The organism is Pontibacter aydingkolensis (assembly GCF_019443125.1).
In the GTDB taxonomy this organism is placed as follows: domain Bacteria; phylum Bacteroidota; class Bacteroidia; order Cytophagales; family Hymenobacteraceae; genus Pontibacter; species Pontibacter aydingkolensis.
Map to the genome: position 1 here is coordinate 38,798 of NZ_JAHYXK010000025.1, position 7,897 is coordinate 46,694.

Genomic DNA, 7,897 nt, shown 5'->3' on the forward strand with positions numbered 1-7,897 from the left:
GTATAAACTGCACACCTATGAGCAACGCCCACCAAGCCGATTGGGATGTATATTTCTGTTACCTGGAAGATACGCCGGCCTTTATTACCGTTGACCTGGGGCTGTATAACCTGGCGCCATTGCCTGGTAAACCTAACCTGATAGAGGTTGTTGCCAGGTTACAAACTACCAATGAAGACGGTTTTCCGGATAATGAGGAGTGGACCAAGCTGGAGGAGATTGAGGACATGCTTGTAAACAGCTTTGAAGAGAAGCTGGAAGCTGTATTTGTAGGTAAAACGCTGAACAGTGGACGCAGGGGTTTATACTTTTATAGTGGCGATACCTTGCTGGTAGAGCAGATGGTAGATGAACTTCGCAGCCATTTTCCGGAATATACTTTTGAACATCAGCTTACCGAAGACCCAAACTGGGAAGTATACTTTGAATACCTTTTCCCGGATGAGGAAAGCCTGTTGCGCATACAGAACAACAAAATACTGCAGTTACTGGAGGAGCAGGGTGACCAGGCCTATATTCCCCGCAAAATAACCTACACCTTATACTTTAGAACCTCTAAAGACAGGGCTGAGGCACTACAGGAAATAAAAGGTGCCGGTTTTGAAGTAGAAGATGAGAGTGATCAGGAGAAGGAGGAATTGCCTCACAGGCTGATACTTTCAAACCAAAGCAAAGCCAACGAGGAAACCATTTATCTTACCACCGAAATGCTGATGCAACTGGCCATAAAGTACGATGGCGAGTATGATGGTTGGGAGACGCAGATCGTGCAGGAGAACGATTAAAAATATAAGGTAAAGTTCTCCTTTGGCTGCGAAGTCCTGAAGAAAACCAACCCTACATAAAAAAGATCAACAGTTTGAAGCACCTTCGGGTGCTTCTTTATTTCCTGCCAGGCACGTTTCATTTCCGCTGACCAATAAAGGTCGTCGATCACAAACACGCTGTACTCGTGGCTTTTAGTAAGGCAGAGGTTAAAGTAACGCATCGTAGGCTCATAACGGTGGTTGCCGTCAAAAAATACAAAGTCCAGTTGCTGCACTTGATTAACCTGCTTTTCCAGCGTTTCGTCGAGGTTGCCCTGCACCAATTCTATATTTTCAAGCCCCAGCTTTTTAAAGTTCTGCTGTGCAGTATTGGTGATGTTAGGGCATCCTTCAAAAGTATAAACCTTGCCATTTTTACGCGCAGAGGCCAAGTAACTGGTAGTGATACCCAGCGAGGTACCCAGATCAAAAATGGTAGTAGGTTGAAAGTGATTCACCAGCCTGAACAGCAGCTGTCCATACTTTGCCGGTTTTGCTGAAGATGCGGCGATATCTTTTAACAGCCTTTTTCGCTTTTTTCCTGCTTTAGGACCAGCGCCAAAATCAGTTACCTCAAGTTCTGTATTATCCTGTAACAGTTCGCTTCTTAGGGCTTCCACGTTACCATAGGCCACATAAAAGCCATCATGCAGAATGACATTGTGGTACAGCTCAAAAATAAACGGCGAATGCACGCCATGCAGCTTAAAGGATTTTGCTCTGTAAACAGGGTAGTGGGCAGCGAGGTGAAGCACTTTTAATTGTTGAATTGTTAAATGGTTGGAGGTTAAATTGTTGATTGCTAATTGTTAGTGGCCTAATCACTATATACTCCGTTGGGTTGTCCAGAGGATTTTTATTCGAAAATCAATTTTTAGAGACCAGGTAAAAGATTCCCCTCTTGAGAGAGGTAGGGGTGTGTTCAATATTTTATATTACAACCCGCAGCAATTTAACCTTCAACAATTCAATCTCTAATTCAGCTTGTAAGGCACGATTAGGTTAAATTCCGGAATTGTTACGTCAAACTTTTTACCGTCTACCAGCCGCTCCATTAGGTAAGTGCCGCGCATTTTACCCATTCCTGTTTTCAGATTGCAACCCGACACATACTCATGCGATTCGCCAGGCTCCAGGGTTGGTTGCTGTCCTACTACGCCTTCGCCCTCTACCTCACGCACTATACCAGTGGCATCGTGTATATACCAATGGCGGCGTAGTAGCTTTACTGTAAACTCAGAGTTATTTTCTATACTTATCTTGTAGGCAAATACATAATGCTGCTGTACAGGACTGGAATAGTCTGGAAGGTAATTTGTGGTAACGGTAACTTTTACACCTTCTGTTGTTTTTGTATCCATGTTACAGAGTTTTTTGTATACTTAGAAACCATTAAGGAAAGCGATGGTTCCATAATTTTACCAAACTCACTATTCCTAACGCTCATGAATGTAAAGATAGAAGAAAGCTGGCAAAATGTGCTGCAAGATGAATTTGAAAAACCGTATTTCAAAAATCTTGTCTCTTTTGTTAAAGACGAATACACTTCTCAAAAAGTTTACCCGGCAGGCAACCAGATCTTTAATGCCTTTCAAATGTGCCCCTTCGATGAGGTAAAGGTTGTCATACTTGGGCAAGACCCTTATCATGGCCCAAACCAGGCTAACGGACTGGCTTTTTCTGTGAGTGACCAGGTTCGTACGCCACCCTCGCTCATTAACATCTTTAAAGAGATAAAAAGTGACCTGGGTAAGGATGTACCGGCTACCGGTAACCTGGAGCGCTGGGCAAAACAAGGTGTATTATTGCTGAATGCCACACTAACGGTACGGGCCGGCAATGCAGGGTCGCATCAGAAAAAGGGCTGGGAAGAGTTTACAGACGCCGTGGTAAAGCAGGTTAACGATAAAAAGGAGCATGTGGTGTTTATGCTTTGGGGAGCTTATGCCCAGAAAAAAGGCGCTTTTATTGATGAGAAAAAGCATCTCGTACTAAAATCAGCCCATCCATCACCGTTTGCCGCCGACAGGGGATTTTTCGGGAACAAGCATTTCAGCAAGGCCAACAACTACCTGGTTGAGCATGACAAAGAGCCGATTGACTGGTAGTAAATACCAACCACCCCTGCCCCGAAATAAGTCTGGGATCTTTGACTTAACCAAGGAGGGGAGCCTGCTACTACTGCTTCTTCTGCCATCTTAATAGTTTTGGCATTCCCCGTTTTGTCATCTTGAAAAGATCTTGGTAGAAGGGAGGTTAAGCAACGGCTACAGAGCAAAAACACACCCCTACCCCTCTCAAGAGGGGAATTTTGAAATGGCAAGAACTCCCCGCCTTAGTTAAGCCATCGATCCCGGACTTGTTTCGGGAGAGGGGCAGTTGGTAAAGTAAAGCTTTAGCCTACCAGGTTGTGTTGACAAACTGTGCCGGATCGTACCAGGCTTTGTTCATAACCTTCGGGAAGCGCATGTTATAGTATTCTTCGCGCATGGTTGTTTTGCCATATGTTTTAAAGATTACTTCTGTTGCTACCCATTTGCCTTCAATTTTCTGGTAGTTGCCTATTTCTACATCGCGTGGCGTGCCTTTAGGGTTGGTAAGCACCCTTAAAATGTAAAGACGTTCCTTATCTACCCAAAACTGGGGAGTTGTATTGTCTGTAGCATCGGTAGTGCCGATAACGTAGGCATCGCGGCCCTGCCATTTAGCTTCTGTCATTTTAGTAAGGTTAAAGCCTAATTTCTGCAGCTTTTCAGCACTTACATTAGGCTGCAGAAAGTATACATCGAAACACAGCAGCAGGAGCGGGTGCAACTGAGGGGTTTTGCCCTGCAGTTGGTTGTCTTTAAAAGTATACAGCGAGTCATTCCTGAAAATTACACCGTTGCCGCTCTCAAAGCCATTGAAACGGATGCCCAAGTAACCCGGCTGGCTGTATACTTCCTGCCATACTTCTTCTTTGGTTACGGTTTCACCTTCGTAAAAAATAGCACGTTGATCGAAAGCAAAATTAGGATACCACTTTTTGTGCCAGCGGCTGTACATGGCTTTTACGAGGTCGGTGCCGTTCGTGATGGTCTTGTTTTTTCCGGGAGAGGTGAAGCCCCAGAAGCTAAGGCTGGCCAGGCTTATGCAAAGTATAGCTACAGCCCAGCTAAGTAATGTTTTTTTCATAGTGTTTAGTAGATTAAGCGGCCAAATTACTAAAAAATGCAGGGCTATAGCTATACTTTTTTGCTAAGCCTGTTCCATATTTTGTAAATTAGTCCGGATAAACTCAAGCCTTATGATCCGAATATACCATAACCCCCGTTGCAGCAAAAGCCGCCAAACTTTAGAGCTTATTCAAAATGCCGGGCAGCAACCCGAAGTAGTGGAGTATCTTAAAACCCCGCCAACTGCCACTGAGCTGAAAGAGCTGCTGCAGAAACTAAACCTGAAACCAGAGCAGATACTTAGAAAAGGCGAACAGCTCTACAAAGACAAGTATAAAAGCCAGCAGTTATCGGATGAGGAGTTGATACAGGTATTGGCTGAAAACCCTGTGCTGATTGAGCGGCCTATTGTGGTAAAGGATAACAAAGCCGTACTGGGACGCCCTCCAGAAAATGTGCTAAGTATACTTTAGTACTGTAGGGGAGGAGGTTGGAGTTTGAGACTTTATGATATTTTTGAGTAGAAGTGTAACGTGTTCGTGCAGCAGAAGCCCGCAGCGCAGCAAGGGTTAAAGCTGCACCTTATCGGCGTAGGGTTTTCTTTTATTTTAGCCTGTATACCTTTATTTGAGAGCCTTCGGCCATAAACTGTATTCGTTTCCTATACTGTCCGTCAGCCACTTCTATTTGAGCATCATCTTGATAGCCCTGATTATTAGTTAGCGTCCAGATCCATACGATTCTCTTGTCAAGCAAATTTGAGAATGGAGCTGTTGCGTCTACACTTACAATTGAAGTTTCCTTGTCACTTGCTATAGGTTTATTGATAGCACTTTCAGTTTTTAGCTCCAATTTATCTAGGTCTGGATTCACAGAAATAACTAAGGTTTCTTTAGTGGTTTGAATGAATACCTTCGTTACCCAGTCAAGCCCATTGTTATTCTGGTCCCATACCTCTATGGCGATTGCTTCTATTTTCTCTCCAGCAATATTATCTGTTTTGAAGGGTGCTTCCATAAATTTAACTCACCGCCAACTACCAGCTAGCAGGAGTACTTACTCCCACTATCTGCACTATATATGGAGTAATACTTCTTCATACTATTTCCGGTAAGTTCTTTATCAAATATAGCAAATACCTTATAAAAACTATACCTACCTCACGAGACAATCACCAGGGTAATCAAAAGTATAATGATCGGGAAAATGTAGTGCTGGTAAATTTTGGCAATCCGGCTTTCGGTGTTATACTTTTTGCGTTTCACAAACTGTAGTATAGAGGTGCCGATAAGCGAGGTGATCATAATGTAGGTGAAGATGAAGATCTTATCAGAAATGGTGGCGTATTCCATTTCGGGTTTGTAGGCCGAGAAGTATAAGGCAATAGAGGCCAGCAACGAGGTTACCTGCATGGCTTCCATGGTTTCGAAGCGGTGCAAGGGTATAAAAATTGAAAAATAGGTAACGATAAGTATAACCAGCAACGGGGTGAGCACCTTCAAAAAGAAATCTACCCGCGCCCTGGCCAGCACATATGTGTAACTAAACTTGTAAAACGGCAGGGTTTGCTGCTTATCGGTAAAGGTGTTCACAAAACTAATAATGTCGTGGTCGTAGCCTACATACTGGTTGCGGTAGTGCCATCCTTTTACATCAAAAACAGAATCGTTGAGGGCAGTGGTAGAGGGTTGGACCAAAAACGGCTGCACCGCGCTGGCTGGCTGAAAATGAATGGAAAATTTCTGTTTATCGAAAGGGTAGTTTTTAAGGTCTGGCTCGAAAAGGAACTTGCCTGATATCTTATACATATAGTTATACAAGGGCGGTGCGCCTGGCAACTCTTGTGTACGTATGGGTTTGATATCTAACAGGTATTCGTGGCTTGTTTCGCTACGTGCCGCATTGGTAAAGTCTATTTGCTGCACCGATACTTTGCTGGGCGAGGTAATTTCTAGGTAAAAAGTGGCATAAAAGCTTCCTTCTGTGTCGCTTACCCTGTTAATCTGCACCATGTTCATGTGGGTGTAAAAAACGGGTATCTTCACAAGCGTATCGTTTACCCGCATGTACTGGTCGGGTGCCAGAATAGGGCGCGGTAAAAGCGGAGGTTTCCAGGCAAGCAAAACATCACCGGCTATGGCTCTGTCCGGGGTAAAGTACCAATCATCAAACCAGCCGCGGTAAATGCGCCCTCCTCCTATGTATTTCTGCATTCCGTTGTTAATACGCTCCCTTATATTTTCGATTTCTACATCTCCTGTTTTGGCAGCTTCTGCAATAATACCGATGCTGTCTGCCAGCCGTGCACTGAAACTCAGCTGCAGTTCCAGTGTTTCGCTGGCGCTTATCTCGTTCATAAAGGTTGGTATCTGTTCCTGTAGCCTCAGGTTAAAAGTGCCGGGTATGCCTACCACGTTTAAATCAAAGAGTTCGCCGGCATACTTGCCATCCGTTTGCGATACTACAAAACCAAGGTCGCCAAGGGCAGTAAAGACCGGAACTGTTATGCCGGCTTTACGGATTTCTTTAACAATGGCTGATGTAATTCCGCTCTCAAAAGAAAGTAGTAAAAAATCGGCTTCCTTAGCAAGCATGTCAGAGATGGAGTCGTAATTAGCTTGGGTAAAGTTATACTCTGCTGGATACCATTTCTCCAGCACCACTTTTACAGTAGGATCTGATTTTTGAAGCTCCCTTAGTTGCTCGAGCAGGACAATAGAGTAAAGGTCGTTGGTTTTACCTATAAAGGCAGGTCGCTTATACTTAGATTTAAGCAGCAGGTCGAAGCGTGCCGATACATCTTTTATACTCTGTTCTGCTGTAAACATGGTTGGGAAATCCACGAAAAGGGTAGTAAGGGCGTAGCCTCCGATAAATGGCATCCGGGCAGGGCCAACTATTTCAGATATGGCTTTGGATCTGGTAGAGCTCCAGCAACCCACATAGCCGATCATGTTTTTGTCCGAAATGGTTTCCTGCACCACCTGTTTTGCAACTTCCGGGTTGCCTTTGTCATCCAGGTATTTAACTCTGAGTTCTCTTCCGTTTACGCCACCCTGCTGGTTTATCAGGTCTGTTTTTCTTTTAACGACATACCGCACCACTTCCATGTCGTTTGGGGTAAGCTCGATGTTGTTAAGTATAACCCCAATGGTATAGTGGCCCTTAAGCGAAGGCCGGGAGTAATAATGGTTGTAAAGTATAAAGCCAATAAGAATTACCCCTGCAATAATAATTGCAACCTGTTTTAAGCGTAGGTTAATACGGGGCATTATCGGCAAATAAAAACGTATGGAATAGGGTCTGTTATACTTTAAAGCATAACAGACCATTATTTACATAGTATACGAATATGGGTATAAAAAGCAGTAATAATCTGTTAAGGCCCTTTCTCGAGGTGGTCAGATCTGTCCGGGGACTTATAGTTTTGCCATGGGAACTTGCCTTCCAGTTCCACCTGCAACGAAAAGCTCAGGAATGTTCTGATGAGAACGATAAGGCCTAAGGTGAGCACTTTTTCCATGGTTGGCTCCGTTACCACAGTGGCAATAATATCGGCAGCTACCAACATTTCCAGGCCCAGCAATATGGCCTTGCCCAGGTCCTGGCGCAGTTGCCTGTACGACCTAACCTCTGAGTTCCAGATCGGGACCATAAAACGGAGCAATGCAACAACAGCCCCGATCGCAATAATTAGAACACCAAATGCCTCAATTGCTATAGCTATGTATTCAAAGTAATGCCTGATGCCTTCCATATGTTAGCGCTGGCGAGTAGATACAGTTTTATAGAGTTGACTATACAATTAAATTTAGGTTGTGGTCTACAATGTATGATGATTTCGGTAATAGAATATTAGCTTCATAGCATCGTAGTGGTTTTGCTCTTTTTTAGAGAAGCAGGCCGTTTTCCTGACTATTCTCCTGTTTCTTGTTC

The 7,897-nt window shown here is 44.0% G+C and carries 9 protein-coding genes and 1 pseudogene; 3 read left to right on the plus strand and 7 right to left on the minus strand.

What is annotated here, in order from left to right; all coding sequences use genetic code 11:
* Positions 1-17 precede the first annotated feature (17 nt).
* A complete protein-coding gene (locus K0O23_RS18450; protein WP_219878930.1) occupies positions 18-785 on the plus strand; it encodes a DUF695 domain-containing protein in 768 nt (255 codons plus the stop codon).
* Here K0O23_RS18450 and K0O23_RS18455 read toward each other — a convergent pair.
* Together K0O23_RS18455 and apaG are read right to left on the minus strand one after the other, a co-directional pair.
* Positions 782-1,561, minus strand: coding sequence for an O-methyltransferase (locus K0O23_RS18455; RefSeq protein ID WP_317195711.1), 780 nt, complete (start codon positions 1,559-1,561; stop codon positions 782-784). The genes K0O23_RS18450 and K0O23_RS18455 overlap by 4 nt on opposite strands.
* 219 nt (positions 1,562-1,780) lie before the next feature.
* The gene (gene apaG, locus K0O23_RS18460) at positions 1,781-2,167 is read right to left on the minus strand and encodes a Co2+/Mg2+ efflux protein ApaG (protein WP_219878931.1); all 387 of its coding nucleotides are present in this window, start codon (positions 2,165-2,167) and stop codon (positions 1,781-1,783) included.
* A gap of 84 nt (positions 2,168-2,251) precedes the next feature.
* Between apaG and ung the strand changes: the two genes are divergently transcribed.
* The gene (gene ung, locus K0O23_RS18465) at positions 2,252-2,914 is read left to right on the plus strand and encodes a uracil-DNA glycosylase (RefSeq protein WP_219878932.1); all 663 of its coding nucleotides are present in this window, start codon (positions 2,252-2,254) and stop codon (positions 2,912-2,914) included.
* 292 nt (positions 2,915-3,206) lie between these two features.
* Here ung and K0O23_RS18470 read toward each other — a convergent pair whose 3' ends face one another.
* Entirely contained in the window at positions 3,207-3,980 is a 774-nt protein-coding gene (locus tag K0O23_RS18470) for a LolA-like protein (RefSeq protein WP_219878933.1), read from the minus strand.
* A 112-nt stretch (positions 3,981-4,092) separates the two neighbouring features.
* Between K0O23_RS18470 and arsC the strand changes: the two genes are divergently transcribed.
* Positions 4,093-4,434: an arsenate reductase (glutaredoxin) gene (gene arsC / locus K0O23_RS18475; protein ID WP_219878934.1), complete on the plus strand. Its 342-nt coding sequence runs from the start codon at positions 4,093-4,095 to the stop codon at positions 4,432-4,434.
* Between the two features lie 130 nt (positions 4,435-4,564).
* Here arsC and K0O23_RS18480 read toward each other — a convergent pair whose 3' ends face one another.
* From K0O23_RS18480 to K0O23_RS20625, 4 genes and pseudogenes are all read right to left on the minus strand, one after another.
* Entirely contained in the window at positions 4,565-4,978 is a 414-nt protein-coding gene (locus tag K0O23_RS18480) for a DUF6334 family protein (RefSeq protein ID WP_219878935.1), read from the minus strand.
* A gap of 143 nt (positions 4,979-5,121) precedes the next feature.
* Complete coding sequence (locus K0O23_RS18485) at positions 5,122-7,233, minus strand: ABC transporter substrate-binding protein (protein ID WP_219878936.1); 2,112 nt, start codon at positions 7,231-7,233, stop codon at positions 5,122-5,124.
* A gap of 107 nt (positions 7,234-7,340) precedes the next feature.
* A complete protein-coding gene (locus tag K0O23_RS18490; protein ID WP_219878937.1) occupies positions 7,341-7,718 on the minus strand; it encodes a DUF1622 domain-containing protein in 378 nt (125 codons plus the stop codon).
* A 66-nt stretch (positions 7,719-7,784) separates the two neighbouring features.
* Positions 7,785-7,897 (minus strand): annotated as a pseudogene (locus K0O23_RS20625) (IS1 family transposase); the annotation flags it as partial.